The sequence below is a fragment of the Humibacter sp. genome (genome assembly GCF_035547335.1).
Lineage (GTDB): Bacteria > Actinomycetota > Actinomycetes > Actinomycetales > Microbacteriaceae > Humibacter.
In genome coordinates, this window is sequence record NZ_DASZVF010000012.1 from 1 (window position 1) to 20,405 (window position 20,405).

18 protein-coding genes are annotated in these 20,405 nt (G+C 68.2%); 6 read left to right on the forward strand and 12 right to left on the reverse strand.

Features of this window, described 5'->3' with window-relative positions:
• From VHB92_RS03865 to VHB92_RS03875, 3 genes are all read right to left on the reverse strand, one after another.
• The coding region (locus VHB92_RS03865; protein ID WP_325451581.1) for a carbohydrate ABC transporter permease at positions 1–793 on the reverse strand (793 nt) is incomplete at its 3' end.
• The gene (locus VHB92_RS03870; protein WP_325451583.1) at positions 794–1,786 is read right to left on the reverse strand and encodes a COX15/CtaA family protein; all 993 of its coding nucleotides are present in this window, start codon (positions 1,784–1,786) and stop codon (positions 794–796) included.
• A 2-nt stretch (positions 1,787–1,788) separates the two neighbouring features.
• Positions 1,789–2,709 (reverse strand): heme o synthase, encoded by a 921-nt coding sequence (locus tag VHB92_RS03875; RefSeq protein ID WP_325451585.1) that lies wholly within the window; start codon positions 2,707–2,709, stop codon positions 1,789–1,791.
• Between the two features lie 354 nt (positions 2,710–3,063).
• Here VHB92_RS03875 and tkt point away from each other — a divergent pair, with 354 nt between their 5' ends.
• From tkt to pgl, 6 genes are read left to right on the forward strand one after another with little or no spacing between them, the layout of a single operon-like run.
• A complete protein-coding gene (gene tkt, locus VHB92_RS03880; protein WP_325451588.1) occupies positions 3,064–5,157 on the forward strand; it encodes a transketolase in 2,094 nt (697 codons plus the stop codon).
• A gap of 54 nt (positions 5,158–5,211) precedes the next feature.
• On the forward strand, positions 5,212–6,339 hold the full coding sequence (tal, locus tag VHB92_RS03885; protein ID WP_325451590.1) for a transaldolase: 1,128 nt from the start codon (positions 5,212–5,214) through the stop codon (positions 6,337–6,339).
• Positions 6,336–7,949 carry a glucose-6-phosphate isomerase gene (locus VHB92_RS03890; protein WP_325451592.1) on the forward strand — a complete coding sequence of 538 codons (1,614 nt, stop codon included), beginning with the start codon at positions 6,336–6,338 and terminating at the stop codon, positions 7,947–7,949. The genes tal and VHB92_RS03890 overlap by 4 nt, the downstream gene beginning before the upstream one ends.
• 18 nt (positions 7,950–7,967) lie before the next feature.
• A complete protein-coding gene (gene zwf, locus VHB92_RS03895; RefSeq protein ID WP_325451594.1) occupies positions 7,968–9,506 on the forward strand; it encodes a glucose-6-phosphate dehydrogenase in 1,539 nt (512 codons plus the stop codon).
• Positions 9,503–10,468 carry a glucose-6-phosphate dehydrogenase assembly protein OpcA gene (locus VHB92_RS03900; RefSeq protein ID WP_325451596.1) on the forward strand — a complete coding sequence of 322 codons (966 nt, stop codon included), beginning with the start codon at positions 9,503–9,505 and terminating at the stop codon, positions 10,466–10,468. Before zwf ends, VHB92_RS03900 begins: the two co-directional genes overlap by 4 nt.
• Positions 10,465–11,235: a 6-phosphogluconolactonase gene (pgl, locus tag VHB92_RS03905; protein ID WP_325451598.1), complete on the forward strand. Its 771-nt coding sequence runs from the start codon at positions 10,465–10,467 to the stop codon at positions 11,233–11,235. The genes VHB92_RS03900 and pgl overlap by 4 nt, the downstream gene beginning before the upstream one ends.
• A 135-nt stretch (positions 11,236–11,370) precedes the next feature.
• Here the strand turns inward: pgl and VHB92_RS03910 are convergent, their stop codons facing one another.
• The 9 genes from VHB92_RS03910 to uvrC form a co-directional block, all read right to left on the reverse strand.
• Positions 11,371–11,739: an RNA polymerase-binding protein RbpA gene (locus tag VHB92_RS03910; protein ID WP_325451600.1), complete on the reverse strand. Its 369-nt coding sequence runs from the start codon at positions 11,737–11,739 to the stop codon at positions 11,371–11,373.
• Positions 11,740–11,781: 42 nt separating this feature from the next.
• The gene (gene secG / locus VHB92_RS03915) at positions 11,782–12,027 is read right to left on the reverse strand and encodes a preprotein translocase subunit SecG (RefSeq protein WP_325451602.1); all 246 of its coding nucleotides are present in this window, start codon (positions 12,025–12,027) and stop codon (positions 11,782–11,784) included.
• Between the two features lie 182 nt (positions 12,028–12,209).
• Positions 12,210–13,019, reverse strand: coding sequence for a triose-phosphate isomerase (tpiA, locus tag VHB92_RS03920; protein WP_325451604.1), 810 nt, complete (start codon positions 13,017–13,019; stop codon positions 12,210–12,212).
• Positions 13,007–14,224 carry a phosphoglycerate kinase gene (locus tag VHB92_RS03925; protein WP_325451606.1) on the reverse strand — a complete coding sequence of 406 codons (1,218 nt, stop codon included), beginning with the start codon at positions 14,222–14,224 and terminating at the stop codon, positions 13,007–13,009. Before VHB92_RS03925 ends, tpiA begins: the two co-directional genes overlap by 13 nt.
• A gap of 18 nt (positions 14,225–14,242) precedes the next feature.
• Positions 14,243–15,247: a type I glyceraldehyde-3-phosphate dehydrogenase gene (gap, locus tag VHB92_RS03930; RefSeq protein ID WP_325451608.1), complete on the reverse strand. Its 1,005-nt coding sequence runs from the start codon at positions 15,245–15,247 to the stop codon at positions 14,243–14,245.
• 102 nt (positions 15,248–15,349) lie between these two features.
• Positions 15,350–15,976, reverse strand: coding sequence for a superoxide dismutase (locus VHB92_RS03935; protein WP_325451610.1), 627 nt, complete (start codon positions 15,974–15,976; stop codon positions 15,350–15,352).
• Positions 15,977–16,197: 221 nt separating this feature from the next.
• Positions 16,198–17,175 (reverse strand): DNA-binding protein WhiA, encoded by a 978-nt coding sequence (gene whiA, locus VHB92_RS03940; protein WP_325451612.1) that lies wholly within the window; start codon positions 17,173–17,175, stop codon positions 16,198–16,200.
• A gap of 69 nt (positions 17,176–17,244) precedes the next feature.
• Positions 17,245–18,135: an RNase adapter RapZ gene (gene rapZ, locus VHB92_RS03945; RefSeq protein ID WP_325451614.1), complete on the reverse strand. Its 891-nt coding sequence runs from the start codon at positions 18,133–18,135 to the stop codon at positions 17,245–17,247.
• 42 nt (positions 18,136–18,177) lie between these two features.
• A complete protein-coding gene (uvrC, locus tag VHB92_RS03950) occupies positions 18,178–20,400 on the reverse strand; it encodes an excinuclease ABC subunit UvrC (protein WP_325451616.1) in 2,223 nt (740 codons plus the stop codon).
• Positions 20,401–20,405: the final 5 nt, after the last annotated feature.

Sequence of the window (20,405 nt, forward strand, 5' to 3'; positions counted from 1 at the left end):
CGATGCCCCCGACCGAAAAGTAGCGGTTCAGCAGCGCGAAGAGGAGCAACGGCGGCACCACGATGACGAGGATCAGGCCGGGAGTGCGTGCCGCCTGCAGCCCGATGGGCAGCGTGTAGAGGGCGTTCGACTTGATGAACACGAGTGCGACCAGATAGTCGTTCCAGGTGAGCAGGAAGCAGTAGATCGCGGCGGAGACTATGCCTGGCCAGCAGCTCGGCAGCACGACGCGCGTGAACGAGCCGAACACGCTGCATCCGTCAAGCCACGCCGATTCCTCCAGCCGCACCGGAACCGCATCGACGGCCGCCGTGATCATCCAGACGGCGACACCGACGGACAGCCCGATGTAGATGATCGTGAGGCCGCCGAGAGAGTCCACCAGTCCGGCCCTCGCGAACAGCACGAAGAGCGGGATGACGAGCACGACGACGGGAAGCGACTGCACGATGAACAGGAGCAGCGAGAAGACACCGACCAGGCGTCCACGTGCCCGTGACAGCGCATACGCTGCGGGAGCGCCGATGACGATGGCGACCGCAGTCGTCGTGATCGCGACGAACAGGCTGTTGCCCAGCCAGGTGAGGGCTGGCGTGAAGCGGAACGTGTCGAGGATGCCGGCGAACGGCCCACCGGGCCCCTGACGTCCGCCGGGCGCTCCAGGCAGGAAGGCTGCCGCCAGCGTCGGCAGCAGCGGGCACACGACGAGCAGCGTGATGAGTGCGACGGCCACGAGGCGCACTGCGGGCCCCACGGCGGAGCGCACCGGTGCGCGCCTGGCGGCCGCGCTCACTCAGCGGATCCGCTCGGCGAACGACCCGTCCTGAGCGACCACCCGTCGATCGGGCGAACCGACGTGCACTCCGGGGAAGAGTCCGGGGTTGACGTCGAGCAGCACGCGGAGCGCTCCGACCCAGACGAGCGCCGCCAGCAGAAGGTGCACGGCGACGAGCAGTGCGGGAAGCGCCGTCAGCGCCTGCGTGAGACCGACCAGCGCCTGCAGAAGGACGACGGCCAGGAAGACGACGGTGCGCCGGCACGGGACCGCTGCTCTCCCCCGCCGGAGGACGACGGCGAGCACGATCGCCACGACGAGCGTGGCCGTGCCCAGCACGGCGTGCACGACCGTGATGTCGATCCAGTCGAACGCCATGCGAGGCACCTCGGCGGTGTCGCCGGAGTGCGGTCCCGATCCCGACACCAGCGTGCCGACCACGATCAGCACAGCGGTCAGCGCGACCAGGCACCAGCTGAGCGCCCTCGCCGGCTTCGCGATGCCGGTGCCCGCTTCGACGGACACGGGGTTCTCGTTGACGCGGTGCCAGGTGAGAGTCGTCGTCGTGAGCAGGCCCATCGCCATCACGAAGTGGAAGGCGACGACGTACGGGTTGAGCCCGGTCCACACGCTGATGCCACCTGCGACGGCGTTCACGACGACCAGCCAGAACTGTGACCACGCGAGCCGTGTGATGCTGCGCACCCTCGGCTTCTGCAGCCGGGCGGCGATGATCACCCAGGCGACGACGAAGCAGAGCAGCACGGTGATCATGCGGTTGGAGAACTCGATGATCGCGTGGATGCCCATGGCCGGGGTCGGAGCGAGCGACGTGGCGTCGCAGGCGGGCCACGTCGGGCACCCGAGGCCGGAGCCCGTCACCCGCACGATGCCTCCGCCGAGCACGATGAGGATGCTGACGACGAGGGAAGCCGTCGTCGCCCACCGCAGGGAGCGCGGCGACAGCGTGTAGTGGTCGGCGAGCCAGCCGAGTGGGGTCTTGAGCGCCACGATCAGAACGGCAGCAGCGGGTCGATGGCGATCGCGAGGAACAGCACCGACAGGTAGGTGATCGACCCGTGGAACACGCGCATGGGCGATGCGTTCTCGTGACGGATCGCGAGCGCGTAGAGCCTGTGGGTCTCGTAGATGAACCACACGCCCGCCACGAGCGCCGTCACGGTGTAGACGATTCCCATGGGCGCCACCGGGATGAGCAGCAGCGAGCATGCGACGGTCGCCCACGCGTACAGGATGACCTGCAGGCCGACGGCCGCCTTTCCGCGCGTCACGCCGAGCATGGGAACGCCGACGGACTTGTAGTCGTCGCGGTATCGCATAGACAGCGGCCAGTAGTGCGGCGGCGTCCACAGGAACACCACGCCGAACAGGATGAACGGGGTCCAGTCGAGCGAACCGGTCACCGCCGCCCACCCGATGAGCACGGGGAAGCATCCGGCGATGCCGCCCCAGATGATGTTCTGCTGCGTGCGGCGCTTCAGCCACAGCGTGTACACGAACACGTAGAACAGGATCGCGACCACCGACAGCAGCGCCGCGAGCCAGTTGGTCGTGAAGTAGAGCCACACGGTCGAGGCGACTCCGAGCACCCAGGAGAACACGTACGCCTCGCGGGGCGTCAGCTCGCCGGTGACGAGCGGGCGATTCTTGGTGCGCGCCATGACCTTGTCGATGTCGCGGTCGATGTAGCAGTTGAACGCCGCGGCCGAACCCGCGCTCATGGCGCCGCCGACGACCGTGGCGGCGATGAGCCAGAGGTCGGGCACGCCGCCCTTGGCCAGGAACATCACCGGGATCGTGGTGACGAGCAGCAGCTCCATCACCCTGGGCTTGGTCAGGGCGACGTACGCGGCGAACTTGCGTCGGAACCCGATCCTGACCGGTACGGCCCGGCTCTCAACGGCTACGCCCATCGCTCCTCAATCACGTGAAAAAACTCCGGAACCGAGTCTAGGTCATCGCCGAGGGGTGCTCCTGACGGCCGCAGCAGAGATGCCGTCGCTTCCCCTGTCGGAGGCCGAAATGCGAATTTGTGGAGACGCCACAGCGGAGGGCCGTTCCCGCCCGCTGGAATCTGGCAATCTCCCTATACTTGGGTGTGCTCGCCTATCGATGTGCGCGCCCTTCGCCGGTACCACGACGGTTCGCTGAGGGAGTGCGTGCATGGGTGCCGAAGACGTCTGGGCGCGCGCACTTCATCTCACCGGTGCGGGTCCGTTCGACGGGCCCCTTGTCGCACCGACGAATACAAGAAGGGTCAGTCTCAAGTGGCAGCACTGCAGTGGGATCCCATTGATAACAAGGCCGTCGACACCGCGCGCATCCTGGCGGCGGACGCAGTGGAGAAGGTGGGCAACGGGCATCCCGGCACCGCCATGAGCCTGGCCCCCGCCGCATACCTGCTGTTCCAGCGGGTCATGCGCCGTGACCCGAGAGACCAGCACTGGCTGGGACGCGACCGCTTCGTGCTGTCGGCCGGCCACAGCTCGCTCACCCAGTACGTTCAGCTCTACCTGGGCGGATACGGGCTCGAGCTGGACGACCTGAAGGCGCTGCGCACCTGGGGGTCGCTGACCCCCGGCCACCCGGAGTACGGCCACACCGACGGCATCGAGATCACGACCGGCCCCCTCGGCCAGGGCCTCTCCTCCGCCGTGGGCTTCGCCTACGCCGCGCGGTACGAGCGCGGTCTGTTCGACCCCGACGCCGCGCCGGGCACCAGCCCGTTCGACCACTTCGTCTACGTCATCGCCAGCGACGGCGACCTGGAGGAGGGCGTGACGAGCGAGGCATCCTCGCTCGCCGGCCACCAGGAGCTCGGCAACCTCGTGGTGATCTACGACAGCAACCAGATCTCCATCGAGGACGACACGAACATCGCGTTCACGGAGGACGTGAAGGCGCGCTACGAGGCGTACCACTGGCACGTCCAGGTCGTCGACTGGAAGAAGACCGGCCAGTACGTGGAAGACGTGCAGGAGCTCTTCGACGCGATCGAGGAGGCGAAGGCCGTCACGGACAAACCGTCGATGATCATCCTGAAGACGATCATCGGATGGCCGAGCCCGAAGAAGCAGAACACCGGCAAGATCCACGGATCGGCACTGGGCGCCGACGAGCTCCGCGCGGTCAAGGAGGTGCTCGGCTTCGACCCGGAGCAGACCTTCCAGGTCGCCGAGGAGGTGCTCGACCACACCCGCAAGGCCATCGAGCGCGGCGCAGAGCAGCGTGAGCAGTGGCAGGCCGGGTTCGACGCGTGGGCCGAGGCGAATCCCGAGCGCAAGGCGTTGCTCGACAGGCTGCTCACCGGCGAGCTTCCCGATGGCGTCGAGGAGGCCCTTCCGGTCTTCGAACCGGGCAAGGATGTCTCGACTCGCGCGGCCGGCGGCAAGGTGCTGAACGCGATCGCCCCGCTCGTGCCCGAGCTGTGGGGCGGCTCTGCCGACCTGGCCGAGTCGAACAACACGACCATCGAGTCCGGGGCATCCTTCGTGCCCACGGAGCGCTCGACGCACGAGTGGAGCGGCGACCCGTACGGTCGCGTGCTGCACTTCGGCATCCGCGAGCACGCGATGGCCGCCATCCTGAACGGCATCGTGCTGCACGGGCCGACGCGGCCATTCGGCGGAACGTTCCTCATCTTCAGCGACTACCAGCGTCCTTCGCTGCGTCTTGCCGCCCTGATGAACATCCCGAGCATCTTCGTCTGGACGCACGACTCCGTCGCTCTCGGCGAGGACGGACCGACGCACCAGCCGATCGAACAGCTCGAGACGCTGCGCGCCATCCCGAACTTCACGGTCGTGCGGCCCGGCGACGCCAACGAGGTCGCCTACGCGTGGCTGGAGATGCTGAAGCGGCGTTCCGGCCCGACCGGTATCGCGCTCACCAGGCAGAACATCCCCGTCTTCGAGCGCGGCGACGGCGAGGCCTCCGGTGAGACGTTCGCGTCCGCTGCGAACGTGGGCAGGGGCGCGTACGTGCTCGCCGAGGCGCCGAACGGCACGCCTGACGTGATCATCATCGCGACGGGTTCCGAGGTGCAGCTCGCCGTCGGCGCTCGTGAGGCGCTCAAGGCCGACGGCATCAACGCCCGGGTCGTCTCCATGCCGAGCCAGGAGTGGTTCGAGGAGCAGAGCGAGGAGTACAAGGAGTCGGTGCTGCCGGCATCCGTCACGGCCAGGGTCTCCGTCGAGGCCGGTCGTTCGCTCACCTGGCGTCCGTACGTCGGCGACAAGGGCAGGAGCGTCTCCATCGAGCACTTCGGCGCCTCCGCCGACTACAAGACGCTGTTCCAGAAGTTCGGCATCACCACGGACGCCGTCGTGGACGCCGCCAAGGCGACGATCGCCGCTCAGTGAGCGGGCGTCAGCACTCCACGTCGAAGTAGAAACGAAGAAGAAGAGGCGAGAAGAATGACCGAATCCAGCACCGCACGGCTCGCGGCCGAGGGCGTGAGCATCTGGCTCGACGACCTGTCGCGTGAGCGCATCAGCTCCGGCGGACTGCAGAAGCTGATCGACACCCGCAACGTGGTCGGCGTGACCACGAACCCGACCATCTTCGCCACGGCGCTCTCCAAGGGTGAGTCGTACGACGAGCAGGTGCGCCAGCTCGCCGCAGAGGGCAAGGACGTGCACGAGGCCGTCTTCGAGATCACCACGACGGATGTGCGTAACGCGTCCGACGTGTTCGCTCCCGTCTACGAGGCATCCGGCGGCAAGGACGGCCGGGTGTCCATCGAGGTGGAGCCGGGTCTCGCGCACGACGCGGCAGGCACCGTCGCCCAGGCCAAGCAGCTCTGGGCCAAGGTGGACAAGCCGAACGCGATGATCAAGATCCCGGCGACGGTCGAGGGCCTCGAGGCGATCGCCGAGGCGACGGCGGCGGGGATCAGCGTCAACGTCACGCTGATCTTCAGCCTGGAGCGCTATCGCGAGGTGATCAACGCGTACCTGACCGGTCTCGAGCAGGCCAAGGCCGTGGGGATCGACCTCTCCACCATCCGCTCCGTCGCGTCGTTCTTCGTGTCGCGAGTGGACACCGAGATCGACAAGCGGCTGTCCGCCATCGGCACGGACGAGGCGAACGCTCTCAAGGGCAAGGCGGGCGTGGCGAACGCCCGGCTCGCGTACCAGGTGTTCGAGCAGGCATTCGACTCCGAGCGCGCGAAGGTGCTGCTCGCTGCCGGAGCCAACAAGCAGCGCCCGCTGTGGGCGTCGACCGGTGTCAAGGACCCGGCGTACCCCGACACGCTCTACGTGACGTCGCTCATCGCGCCCGACGAGGTGAACACGATGCCGGAGAAGACGCTCGAGGCCACGTTCGACCACGGCGAGATCCCCGGCAACACCATCGCGGGTACGTACGACGAGTCCAACGACGTGCTGAACAAGCTGGCTGCGATCGGCATCTCCTACGACGACGTGACTCAGACGCTCGAGGACGAGGGCGTCGAGAAGTTCAACGTGTCGTGGAGCGAACTCCTTGACACCGTGACCGCCGCGCTCGAGCAGGCAGGTGCCACGGAGTCCGTGCGGTGAGTTTCAAGATCCACGTCACGGGCGATGCGGAGGCGGCGGTGCGTTCCGTCGCCCCCGCGCTCGTGCGGGACCTGGTTGCTTCCGGCATCACGGCTCAGGACCCGGCGCTGTGGGGCGAGGAGGCCGAGTCGGAGGCGAGCATCCGGCTCGGCTGGACCGAGGCCGTGGCGCTCTCGCGTCCCCTGGTCGCCCAGATCGTCGAGTTGCGCGAGCGCTTCCTGGCCTCGGGTGTCGATCACTTCGTGCTCGCGGGGATGGGCGGGTCCTCGCTCGCGCCCGAGGTCATCACCCGAACGGGCAACCTCGAGCTGACGATCCTCGACACGACGGACCCCGGCCAGGTGCTTCAGGCCGTCAACGACCGGCTGCAGACGACCGTGCTGATCGTCTCGTCGAAGTCTGGCTCGACGCTGGAGACCGACAGCCACCGGCGGGTCTACGAGCAGGCCTTCCGGGACGCGGGCATCGACCCGGCCGAGCGGATCGTCGTCGTGACCGACCCGGGGTCGCCGCTGGACACGTCGGCGCGCGAGGCCGGCTACACGGTGTTCAACGCGGACCCTTCCGTCGGCGGCCGCTACTCGGCTCTCACGGCCTTCGGCCTGGTGCCGTCGGGACTGGCCGGCTTCGACATCGAGGAACTGCTCGAGGAGGCCGAGACCATCTCGCTGGAGCTCGCGATCGACGACGAGACGAACCCGGGGCTCATCCTCGGTGCGGCCATCGCCGGCACGACGCCGTTGCGCGACAAGCTCGGCATCGTCTCTGACGGCACCCACATCGTCGGCTTCGCGGACTGGGTGGAGCAGCTGATCGCCGAGTCGACCGGCAAACAGGGCAAGGGACTCCTCCCCGTCGTGCTGGATGTCGTCTCCCCCGAGCTGTCGCAGAACCTCCCGGACCTCCAGGTCGTTCGCCTGGTGGACAACGCGGGTGCTCGCCACCTGTTCCCCGCTGACCGTCACGAGGGTGAGATCCTCGTCTCGGGTTCGCTCGGCGCGATGTTCCTGGTGTGGGAGTACGCGGTGGCCGTCGCGGGCCGACTGCTCGGCATCAATCCGTTCGACCAGCCCGATGTCGAGTCGGCCAAGGCGGCGGCTCGGGGGCTCTTGGACGCTCAGCCCGCGCCGACCGAGCCCGCTTTCGTCGAGGCGGGCATCGAGGTGAGGGGCGACGACTCTCTTCTGAGCGGCGCCCGCACGGTGGACGCCGCGATCGCGAGACTCCTGGAGCGGATGCCCGCTGACGGCTATGTCGCCGTGCAGGCGTACGCGGACCGCGTGGCGCTGCCCGAGCTGTCCGGCATCCGCGACCTGCTGGCCGCGAGGGCGAAGCGGCCCGTCACGTTCGGCTGGGGACCGCGGTTCCTGCACTCGACGGGCCAGTTCCACAAGGGCGGGCCCGCTGTCGGCGTCTTCCTGCAGATCCTGGCCGACGAGCCCGCCGACCTCCAGATCCCCGACCGGCCGTTCACGTTCGGCCAGTTGATCCATGCCCAAGCGAACGGGGATGCCGCTGTGCTCGCACAGCATGGCCGCCCGGTTCTCACGCTCACGCTCACCGACCCGTACACGAACATCGAGACGTTGTTCGGCGACGTGGACGCCTGAACGAAAACAAGGAGATCCATGTCACCGGTGGAGATCACCGCGGATTCCAACCCGCTGCGGGTACCGGAAGACCGAAGGCTGAACCGCATCGCGGGACCGAGCAGCCTCATCATCTTCGGCGTGACGGGCGACCTGTCGCGCAAGAAGCTGATGCCGGCCGTCTATGACCTCGCCAACCGCGGCCTGCTTCCTCCCGGGTTCGCCCTCGTCGGGTTCGCCCGGCGCGACTGGGAGGACCAGGACTTCGAGAAGGTCGTGTACGACGCGGTGAAGCAGTACGCGCGCACCGAGTTCCGCGACGAGGTCTGGAGGCAGCTCGCACAGGGCATCCGGTTCGTGCCGGGCGAGTTCGACGACGACGCTGCGTTCGAGCGGCTGAAGAACACGGTCGATGCGCTCGACCGTGAACGCGGCACCATGGGCAACCATGCGTTCTACCTGTCGATCCCGCCGAAGGCGTTCCCGCTGGTCACCGAGCAGCTGCGTCGTTCCGGGCTGGCCGAGCAGTCGAAGGGATGGCGTCGCGTTGTCATCGAGAAGCCGTTCGGAAGCGACCTGAAGACGGCTCGTGAGCTGAACAAGGTAGTCGAGACGGTGTTCCCGCCCGACGCCGTGTTCCGCATCGACCACTATCTCGGCAAAGAGACCGTGCAGAACATCCTGGCGCTGCGTTTCGCCAACGAGCTGTATGAGCCGATCTGGAACGCCAACTACGTCGACCACGTGCAGATCACGATGGCGGAGGACATCGGGGTCGGCGGACGTGCCGGCTACTACGACGGCATCGGCGCGGCGCGCGACGTCATCCAGAACCACCTCCTGCAGCTGCTCGCGCTCACCGCGATGGAAGAGCCGGTCTCGTTCGACGCGGCAGACCTGCGTGCCGAGAAGGAGAAGGTGCTCAAGGCGGTCAGGCTGCCCAAGGACCTGTCGACAGCGACGGCCCGTGGCCAGTACTCCGGCGGATGGCAGGGCGGCGAGAAGGTCGTCGGCTTCCTCGAGGAAGACGGCATGAACCCGAGCTCCACGACCGAGACGTATGCGGCGATCAAGCTCGAGATCGGCACGCGCCGGTGGGCGGGCGTTCCGTTCTACCTGCGCGCCGGCAAGCGGCTCGGCCGACGCGTGACGGAGATCGCCGTCGTGTTCAAGCGCGCGCCGCAGCAACTCTTCGCGGAGTCACAGACCAGCGCGCTCGGCCAGAACGCGCTCGTCATCCGGGTGCAGCCCGACGAGGGTGTGACCATCCGCTTCGGCTCGAAGGTTCCCGGCGCGGGCATGCAGGTGCGCGACGTGAGCATGGACTTCGGATACGGCCACGCGTTCACGGAGGCCAGCCCCGAAGCGTACGAGCGCCTCATCCTCGACGTGCTGCTCGGCGACCCGCCGCTGTTCCCCCGGCACGAGGAAGTGGAGCTGTCGTGGAAGATCCTGGACCCCATCGAGGAGTTCTGGGCATCCCACGGCGCTCCAGAGCAATACCGCCCCGGCACCTGGGGACCGGCATCCGCCGATGAACTTCTCGCCCGCGACGGCCGAACCTGGAGGCGTCCATGATCGTCGACCTGCCTGACACCACCACGAGCAACGTCTCCAAGACGCTGATCAAGATCCGTGAAGAGGGTGGCGCGGTCGCGCTCGGCCGTGTGCTCACACTGATCATCGCCACGACGCTCGGCCAGGAGGAAGAGGTCATCGAGGCGGCCAACGAGGCGTCGCGCGAGCATCCGATGCGCGTGATCGTCGTCTCCACGGCGGACCCCGACCATCCGCACGCCGATGCCGAGAGCCGGCTCGACGCGCAGATCCGCGTGGGTGGAGACGCCGGCGCGAGCGAGGTCATCGTGCTGCGCGCGTACGGCGAGACGGCCAGCGACGAGGAAGGCCTCGTGACGGCGCTTCTGCTGCCCGACGCGCCGGTCGTCGTGTGGTGGCCGGGAACGGCGCCGGACGTGGTGTCCACGTCGCCTCTCGGGCGCATCGCCACGTGCCGCATCACCGACTCGTCGGCGGCCGGCGACCCGCATGAGGCGCTCCTGCACCTCGCCGAGACCTATGCGCCGGGCGACACCGACTTCGCGTGGACGCGTCTCACGCTGTGGCGCGCGCAGCTCGCCGCAGCTCTCGACCAGCCGCCGTACGAACCGGTCGACTCCGTCGAGGTGTCAGGCGCCCCCGATTCGCCCTCGACCGTGCTGCTGGCGGCATGGCTGCGACTGCAGCTGGATGCTCCTGTGCAGCACGACCTGACGGCCAGGCAGCGCGGGCTGAGCGGCATCCACGGCGTGCAGCTGCACCGAGCGTCGGGCACCATCGAGCTCGTGCGCGACATGCCGGACGTCGCCACCCTGCGTCAGCCGGGCGAGCCGACGCACGATCTGGCGCTGCCGCGGCGCAATCTGCGCGACTGCCTGGCGGAGGAGCTGCGCAGACTCGACCCCGACGAGCTGTACGGGAAGGTGCTCACGCAGGGCCTTCCGCTTCTCGAGTCGGAGGAGCGGGAGGCAGCGATCCGATGACCGGCGAACGGCGGGTGCTGGTGTACCCGGACCGCGATGCGCTCGTGGCGTCGGTGGCCGCGCGGTTCCTGTCCAAGACCGCGGATGTCGTCGCGGCCAAGGGGACAGCGCACATCTGCCTGACGGGAGGGAGCGTCGGCATCGCCGTGCTGGCCGCGGTCGGCGACTCCCCCGCCCGCGACACCGTGGACTGGTCCAAGGTGCACTTCTGGTGGGGCGACGAGCGATGGGTGCCCGCGGACTCCGACGACCGCAATGACAAGCAGGCCCGAGCAGCACTGCTCGACCGTCTGGATGTCGCGGAGGAGAACGTCCACGCGTTCGCGGCATCCGACGGGCCGCTCGGTCTCGACGAGGCCGCCGACGCGTACGCTCGTGAGCTCGCGCGGTTCCCGTCCCGGGAGGGTGAGCATCCGCGCTTCGACATCACGTTCCTCGGCGTGGGGCCCGACGGCCACATCGCCTCGTTGTTCCCCGACCGGCCAGGCATCCGCGAGACCGAGCGCACGGTGATCGCCGTGCGGGACTCGCCCAAGCCACCGCCAGAGCGACTGAGCCTCACCCGCCCCGTGATCAACGGGTCGGCGCGGATCTGGCTCGTGCTCTCGGGCACCGACAAAGCTTCGGCGCTGGGTCTCGCCCTGGCGGGCGCGAGCTACACGGAGGTCCCTGCCGCCGGTGCCAAGGGACGCAAGCGCACTGTCTTCTTCGTCGACCGCGACGCGTCGTCGGAGGTTCCGGAGAGCCTCATTGCGCCGGACTACTAGACCCGAGCGGGTCGACCGCCACCGGCGTGTCGGCACCGTAGGGAAATGGGGCGTGATCGGAACCGTGGAGTTCCGATCACGCCCCTTTCACGTCGTCGAGGTCACGTCGTCGAGGCGCGACCGCGAGCGGATGCGTCAGTTCGTCGGTGTGAGGCGCCCGCGACGTTTGCGGAGCTGCTGCAGCGCTTCCTCGAGGAGCTGAGCCGCCTCCTCTTCCGTGCGGCGCTCCTTCACGTAGGCGAGGTGGGTCTTGTACGGCTCGAGCTTGCTCAACGCCGGCGGGTTGTGCTGGTCACGTCCGGCGGGAAGGCCGGAGGTGGGGCAGTCGATGATGTCGGGGATCTCCTCCTCGGGGAGGTTCGCCGCGAAGTAGCGCACTGTCTCGTTGCCCAGGGCGTCCCAGTACCGAACGGCGATCCGTTCGGCGTGAAAACCGTGGTCCTGCTCCCCCATCGGGCCGGATCCGACCCTCGAGCCTCTGATCGCGCTTCCGCCAGATGACATGAATCCTCCTTGATCGCGCAGTCGCCGCGCCCGAGTGAGCCGCTAAGCGCTGAACTTCGTGATGAGTCCCAGCACCACGATGCACGCGATCCAGACCAGACCGAGGATGACCGTGATGCGGTTCAGGTTGCGTTCCGCCACTCCGGATGCCCCGAGGCTGGATGTCATGCCACCGCCGAACATGTCGGACAGGCCTCCACCGCGGCCCTTGTGCAGCAGGATGAGCAAGGTCAGCAGGAGACTCGTGATGCCGAGCAGCACCTGAAGGACGACCGTGAGAATCTGCACGAGGTAGGAGCCTTTCGGGGTGGTGGTCCGTATCCGGCGAACGCGTCGCGGGACCGAGGATCAGTATATCGGGGTTCTGCGATCCAGCCAGTGTCGGGGCGGCAGCGTCCCCGCGCCAGGGAGCCGACGAGAACGGTTCCGGCGACGGACGGCGGGAGCGGATCCGAGGCGGCAGGAGCGGATCAGACTCCGACGTGCTTCTGGTAGCGCACGATCGCCGAGAAGCCCTCCACGTCGAGGCTGGCGCCGCCGACCAGCGCGCCGTCGACATCCGGCTGACGCATGAATCCGGCGATGTTGTCGGCCTTCACGGACCCGCCGTACAGGACCCGTGTGACCGCCGCGGCCTCGTCTCCGAGCCGAGCGGCGATCGTCGCGCGCAGTGCCGAGGCGACCTGCTGGGCCTGTTCCGGCGTGGCGGGCTGCCCCGATCCGATGGCCCAGACCGGCTCATACGCGACGACGAAGTCCGCCGTCTTCGGTATCGCGTCGAGCACGGCGTTCAGCTGTGCGACCGGTACCGCGCTGGCGCCGTGCGTCTCGAGGTCTTCTGCGGTCTCGCCGACGCACACGAGCGGTACGAGTCCGGCGCCGATCGCGGCAGCCGTCTTGGCGGCGATCACCTCGTCGGTCTCACCGTAAAAGGTGCGCCGCTCCGAGTGCCCGATGAGCACGTAGGAGCAGTCCAGCTGGGCGAGGAACGACGCGGCGATCTCGCCGGTGAAGGCGCCGGGGGCGTGAGCGCAGACATCCTGCGCGCCGTAGACGATCGGCAGCTTGTCCGCCGCGACGAGCGTCTGAACGCTGCGAAGATCGGTGAACGGCGGGAACACCGCCACCTCGACCGCCCCGAAATCGTGGCGGGCGTCCTTGAGGCTCCACGCCAGCTTCTGCACGAACGCGATTGCCTGCAGGTGGTCGAAGTTCATCTTCCAGTTGCCGGCGATGAGCGGAATGCGGCCATCGGCAGGCGAACGGTTCACGCGTGCCATCCCAGCACCTCCAGTCCGGGAAGCGACTTGCCTTCGAGGAATTCGAGGCTCGCTCCGCCGCCGGTCGAGATGTGGCCGAACTGGTCGTCGTCGAAGCCGAGGGCCCGGACGGCTGCCGCGGAGTCTCCCCCGCCCACCACGCTGAGTCCGCGCGTCTCGGTGAGCGCCTGGGCGACGGCGCGGGTGCCCGCCGCGAACGGGACGAGCTCGAAGACGCCCATCGGTCCGTTCCAGAACACCGTGACCGATTCGCGGATGATCTCGGCGAACTTCGCGGCGGTCTCGGGTCCGATGTCGAGCCCGATGCCCGAGGCTCCCCACGGGGTCTCCTCGATCGACGAGGACGGCCGCACCTCGTGCTCGGCGTCCGCGTCGAACGCGGCCGCGACCGTGACGTCGGTGGGCAGGATGATCTCGACGCCGAGCTCGTGGGCCTTCTGCAGGTAGCCTCGCACGGTCTCGATCTGATCCGCCTCGAGCAGGCTCGAGCCGACCTTGTGGCCCTCGGCGGCGAGGAAGGTGAACAGCATGCCGCCGCCGATCAGCAGCGTGTCGACCCGAGGGAGCAGGTGACCGATGACGCCGAGCTTGTCCGACACCTTGGAGCCGCCGAGCACGACCGTGTACGGCCGTTCCGGGTTCTCGGTGAGGCGTTCCAGAACGGCGAGTTCCGCTGCGATCAGGAGGCCGGCCGCGCTGGGCAGCGCCTTAGCGAGCTCGTAGACGCTGGCCTGCTTGCGGTGCACCACGCCGAAGCCGTCCGAGACGAAGGCATCGCCGAACGCGGCGATCCTGCCGGCGAACTCGGCGCGCTCGGCCTCCGACTTGCTGGTCTCCTCTGGATTGAAGCGGAGGTTCTCGAGCACGGCGACGTCGCCGTCGCCGAGCGAGGAGACGACATCCTTCGCCGATTCCCCCACGGTGTCGGTGGCGAACCGCACAGAGGAGCCGAGCAGCTCTCCGAGCCGTTCCGCGACGGGGGCGAGGCTGTACTTCGGATCCGGCGCGCCATCCGGTCGTCCCAGATGGGAGACCACGACGATGCGGGCGCCCTGTTCGATGAGGGCGTTCAGCGTGGGCAACGACGCGCGGACGCGGCCGTCGTCGGTGATCGCGCCGTCCTTGAGCGGGACGTTGAGATCACAGCGGACGACGACCGTGCGACCGGCGAGCGAACCCAGCGAGTCGAGAGTGCGGAGCGTCAACCGAGTTCTCCGGCTGGCTCAGAGTCGCTCTGCGACGTACTCGGCGAGGTCGACGAGACGGTTGGAGTAGCCCCACTCGTTGTCGTACCAGCTGGACAGCTTCACCTGGTCGCCGATCACGCGCAGCAGGCCCGAATCGAAGATCGACGAGTGCGGGTCGCTGACGATGTCGCTCGAGACGATCTCGTCTTCGGTGTACTTGAGGATGCCCTCGAGGTCGCCCTCGGCGGCCGCCTTGTAGGCTGACTTGACCTCGTCGACCGTGACGGGACGCGAGGCCTGCACCGTCAGGTCGGTGATCGAGCCGGTCGGCACGGGAACGCGCAGGGCGAAGCCGTCGAGCTTGCCCTTCAGCTCCGGCAGCACGAGACCGATGGCCTTTGCGGCGCCGGTCGACGTCGGCACGATGTTGATGGCTGCGGCGCGGGCACGGCGCAGGTCTTTGTGCGGGCCGTCCTGGAGGTTCTGGTCGGCCGTGTAGGCGTGCACCGTGGTCATGAGACCGCGCTCGATGCCGAAGTTGTCGTTGAACACCTTGGCGAGCGGCGCGAGGCAGTTCGTCGTGCAGGACGCGTTGGAGATGATGTCCATCGTCGCCGCGTCGTACTTGTCCTCGTTCACGCCCATCACGAACGTGCCGTCTTCGCCGGTGGCGGGTGCGGAGATGATGACCTTCTTGGCGCCGGCCTGGATGTGCTTGCGGGCCAGGTCGGCGTTCGTGAAGAAGCCGGTCGACTCGATGACGATGTCCACGCCGAGGTCGCCCCATGGGAGGTTCGCGGGATCGCGGTCTGCGAGCACCTTGATGGGCTTGCCGTCGACGACGATGTTGTCACCGTCGACCTCGACGGTCGCGTCGAGGCGGCCGGTGACGGAGTCGTACTTGAGCAGGTGCGCGAGGGTCTTCGTATCCGTCAGGTCGTTGACGGCGACGATCTCGAGGTCGCTGCCCTTCGCGAGCGCTGCGCGGAAGTAGTTGCGGCCGATGCGGCCGAACCCATTGATGCCGATCTTCACGGACACGGAGATCTCCTGTTACTGGCGCGCCGTTCGGCGCTGGATTGCGGGGGAAAACGAACGGACGACGGTGTCCCGGGCGGTTCCGTCCGGGACACCGACCCTGTGTTACGACAGTACCAGCAGGCCAGCGGTCTTCTCGCGGGCCCGGGTGAAGCGCTCCTGCACGTCAGCCCAGTTGGTGATGTTCCAGAACGCCTTCACGTAGTCGGCCTTCACGTTCTGGTAGTCGAGGTAGAAAGCGTGCTCCCACATGTCGAGCATGAGGAGCGGCACGGTCGCCGTCGCGAGGTTGCCCTGGTGGTCGTAGAGCTGCTCGATGATGAGCTTCTGACCGAGCGAGTCCCAGGCCAGGATCGACCAGCCCGAGCCCTGGATGCCGAGAGCCGACGCGGTGAAGTGGGCGCGGAACTTGTCGAACGAGCCGAAGAACTCGTCGATCGCCGCCGCCAGCTCACCGGTCGGCTTGTCACCGCCGTCGGGAGACAGGTTCGTCCAGAACACGGTGTGGTTGACGTTGCCCGCCAGGTTGAAGGCGAGGTCCTTCTCCAGCTTGTTGATGTTCGTCAGGTCGTCGCTGTCGCGCGCCTCGGCGAGCTTGGCGAGAGCGGTGTTCGCTCCGTCGACGTAGGCCTTGTGGTGCTTGTCGTGGTGAAGCTCCATGATCCGACCGCTGATGTTCGGCTCGAGCGCCGAGTAGTCATACGGAAGGTCGGGAAGCGTGTAGTCAGCCATTCACTCTCTCCTCGTTATCGAGCCGCAACGCGATGGCCGCGTCGCGGTCTGAGCAACCGTTTCAGTTTAGTGATCGGCCCCAGCAGCGTGCTGGCCGCAAAAACCCTCCTCCGCGGCGTCCGGCGCCTCGTTGCAGCGGTCCGGTCCCGGCTTGTCGAAGGGAGGCGAGCACGATTCGGGGATCGGCACGCAGCGGACGGATCTCCGCGGCCGGCCCGCGGCTAGAGATCGAGGTCGGCGGGGAGGCTCGCCTCCGTGCCGGGGATGCCCAGCTCTGCGGCCTTCTTGTCGGCCATGGCGAGGAGCCTGCGGATGCGGCCGGCGACGGCATCCTTGGTCATGGGCGGATCGGCGTGGTGACCCAGCTCGTCGAGGCTCGCGTCCCGGTGCGAGAGCCGGAGCTCCCCCGCATAGCGCAGATGATCGGGGATGCCGGGCCCGAGGATCTCCATCGCACGCTCGACGCGCGCGCACGCGGCGACGGCGGCCTGAGCGGAGCGGCGGAGGTTGGCGTCGTCGAAGTTGACGAGACGGTTGGCCGTCGCGCGCACCTCTCGCCGCTGCCTCATCTCCTCCCACGTGCGGACGGTCCCTGTGGCGCCCATGCGGGTGAGCATGGCGCTGATCGCCTCGCCGTCGCGGATCACCACGCGGTGCACACCGCGCACCTCGCGTGCCTTGGCCGGGATGCCGAGACGGCCGGCCGCGCCGACGAGCGCCATGGCCGACTCGTTGCCAGGGCAGGTCACTTCCAGCGCGGCGGAGCGACCGGGATCGGTGAGGGAACCGTGGGCGAGGAACGCCCCCCGCCACACGGCGGCGAGGTCTTCCTTCGACCCCGTCGTGAGCCGGTTGGGCAGCCCTCTGATCGGGCGACGGTGCTGGTCGAGGAGGCCGGTCTGGCGGGCCAGAGTCTCCCCTCCGTCGAGCACCCGCACCGTGTAGACGGTGTTCTTGCGGATGCCTGTCGCCGAGGTGACGGACACCTCGCTGCGCACGCCGTACAGCTCGGCGAGGGCCTTGCGCACGTGTCGCGCGAGCGCAGGAGAGTCCACTTCCGCCTCGACGGCGATGCGGCCCGAGATGAGGTGGAGTCCGCCGGCGAGGCGCAGGATCGTGGCGAGTTCCGCCGCGCGCACCGTGTTCTTGCCCGCCTCGACGCCGAGGAGCTCTTCTTTGACGTCAGCGGTCAGTGCCAATCGTGTGGTTCCGTTCTCTGAAGATCGTTGCTGCCCGTGCGGCAGGGAGGCGGAGACGAGCGCGATGCGTCATTCCCGGCCGAGGTCGCGGTGCTTGATCGCCACCGCGACGCCGGGAGCATCGCGCAGACGTGCTGCCAGCGCTTCCGCGATGGCCACCGAACGATGCTTGCCCCCAGTGCAGCCTACCGCGATGGTGGCATGACGCTTGTTCTCTCTGCGATAACCCTCCAGCACGGGACGCAGCGCTTTCGAGTAGCCGTCGACGAAGTCCACGGCCCCCGGCTGGGCGAAGACGAACTCCCGCACCGGCTGGTCGAGGCCCGTCAGCGGCCGAAGATCGGGCTGCCAGAACGGGTTGGGCAGGAAGCGGGCGTCGGCGACGAGATCGGCGTCGGCGGGCAGCCCGTACTTGAATCCGAAGCTCATCAGAGTGAGCTGGATGTCGGCGGAGTCCTCCGCGGCGAAGATCTCGTTGATCTCGACGGCGAGCTGGTGGATGTTGAGGTCCGACGTGTCGATGATGATGTCGGCGGATTCGCGGAGCTCCCGAACACGCGCGCGCTCGGCGGTGATGCCGTCCAGGATGGTGCCCGTGCCCTGCAGCGGATGCGGACGGCGCACGGATTCGAAGCGGCGCACGAGCGCGGCATCCGTCGCATCGAGGAAGAGCACACGCACCTGGACGCCGCTGCGCAACGACTGGATCATCTCCTGCAGGTCGGAGAAGAGGCCACGCCCGCGCACGTCCACGACGGCGGCGACGCGCGGGAGCCGCGACCCGGCTCGTCCGGCGAGATCGATGAGCGGCCGCAGCATCTGCGGAGGCAGGTTGTCGACCACGTACCAGTCGAGGTCTTCGAGGGCGTTGCCCACCGTCGACCGGCCGGCTCCTGACATGCCGGTGACGATCAGCAGCTCCTGGCGCTGATCGTCTTCGTCGGTTTGTGGGTCAGACATCCTTCGCCTCGGGTCGTGAACGTGAGTGACTCGCGTTCAAGCCTATGCGGTGGGGACTTCGCCCGCCGCCATGGTGCCGCGCTCCCCTACCGGGTCGCGGCGTTCCTCGGCGCCGCCATCCTCCGCTGTGCTGCTCCCCTGCTGCGTCGCGGTGCCGGTCGTCACGTCGGCCTCGTTCGCGTCATCCGGCCCCGCGTCGTGGAGCGCGGAGTGCACGGCCGCAGCCAGTGCGGGCCCGAACCCCTTCACCTCGGAGATGAGCTCGGGATCGGCCTGGCGCAGCCTGGCGACAGATCCGAAGTGCTTGAGGAGTTCGCGAACCCTCGATGGACCGAGTCCCGGGATGTCGGCGAGTGTCGAGGAGATGTCGCGGCGTCGCTTCGCCCGCTGATACGTGATGGCGAACCGGTGCGCCTCGTCACGGATGCGCTGCACGAGGAAGAGAGCGTCGCTGTTGCGTGGCAGGATCACCGGGAAGTCCGAGTCCGGAAGCCAGAGCTCCTCAAGCCGCTTCGCGATGCCGGCGAGCTGGATACCCGTCACGCCCGACTCCTCCAGGGCGCGCCGCGCCGCGGCGACCTGGGGCTGTCCGCCGTCCACGAGCAGCAGCTGCGGCGGATAGGAGAACTTCCTGGGTCGCTGCGACACCTGCATGTCGTCGCCAGCGCCGTCGCCAGCGCCGTCACCTCCGCTGTCGCCGGCGCCGGCGTTCCCTCCGCCGCGCGCGTCGCCGGCCTCTCCGCCGCGTGCGTCGCCGGCGCCCGCTCCGTCCGGCCGAGTGCCTGCTGCTTCCTCCGCGTCCGCGAGCGCGCCTGCGCGATGACCCGTCGCGCGTTCGTCGTCGTCGCCGCGCAGGTACGCCAGCCTCCGCGTCAGCACCTGGTAGATGGACTCGGTGTCGTCGGTCGAGGCCGGGATGCTGAATCTGCGGTACTGGTCCTTGCGCGGGAGCCCGTCTTCGAAGACGACCATCGACGCGACGATGTTCGTGCCCGAGAGATGCGAGACGTCGTAGCACTCCATGCGCAGCGGCGCCTCCGCCATGCCGAGCGCGTCGCGGATGTCCTCCAACGCCTGCGAGCGCGCCACGAAGTCGGCGCTGCGCCTGGTCTTGTACAGCATCAGGGCGTTCTTCGCGTTGGTCTCCGCGGTCTGGGCGAGCGCCGCCTTCTCGCCGCGCTGCGCGACGCGCAGGTGCACCTTGGAGGGCGCGACGCCTCTCGTGTGCGTCCCCTCCGCTCCTTGCGTTCGACGCGCGCCCAGCCAGCGCTCGAGCTCCGAGGAGTCCTCCGGGAGCACCGGAACGAGGATCTCCCGCGGCGGCGCGAACTCACCGTCGTACGCGTTCTCCAGCACGGTCTCGATCAGCTCGGCGACGTCGACGTCGAGTTCCTTGTCGACGACCCAGCTGCGCGTGCCTCGGATGCGGCCGCCGCGCACGATGAACTGCTGCACTGCCGCTGCGAGCTCATCGTCGGCGATGCCGAAGACGTCCGCGTCGACGTCATCCGAGAACACCACGGCGGTCTTCTCCATCACGGCACGCATGGCCTGGATGCTGTCGCGGTACCGCGCCGCCGCCTCGTACTCCTGCGCCTCGGCCGCCTCGCGCATGTTGTGCTCGAGCGCGCGCACGTAGCGCGTGTCGTTGCCCGCCATGAACGAGACGAAGTCGTCGGCTACCTCGCGATGCTCCTCGAGCGTGACGCGGGCGACGCACGGCGCGACGCACTTGCCGATGTCTCCGAGCAGGCAGGGACGCCCGGTCTGCTGCGCCCTCCGGTACACGCCGTCGGAGCAGCTGCGCATCGGGAACGCCTTGAGCATCAGGTCGAGCGTCTCCCTGATGGCCCACACCTTCGTATACGGCCCGAAGTACCGTGCGCCCTTGATCGACCTGTTGCGCGTGACCATGGCCCGCGGCACCTCGTCGGCCAGCGTCACGGCCAGGTACGGGTAGGTCTTGTCGTCCCTGAACTGCACGTTGAACGGAGGGTTGAACTCCTTGATCCACGTGTACTCGAGCTGGAGCGCCTCGAACTCGTTGGCGACGACGGTCCACTCGACGCTCGCCGCCGTCGTGACCATGCGCCTGGTGCGCTCGTGCAGGTTGCGCAGCGGCTGGAAGTAGTTGCTCAGCCGCGCGCGCAGGTTCTTCGCCTTGCCGACGTAGAGCACCCGCTTCTTGGCATCCCTGAACCGGTAGACGCCCGGCCCGGTCGGTATCTCACCGGCCTTCGGACGGTATGCGACGGTATCGGCCATCGCGC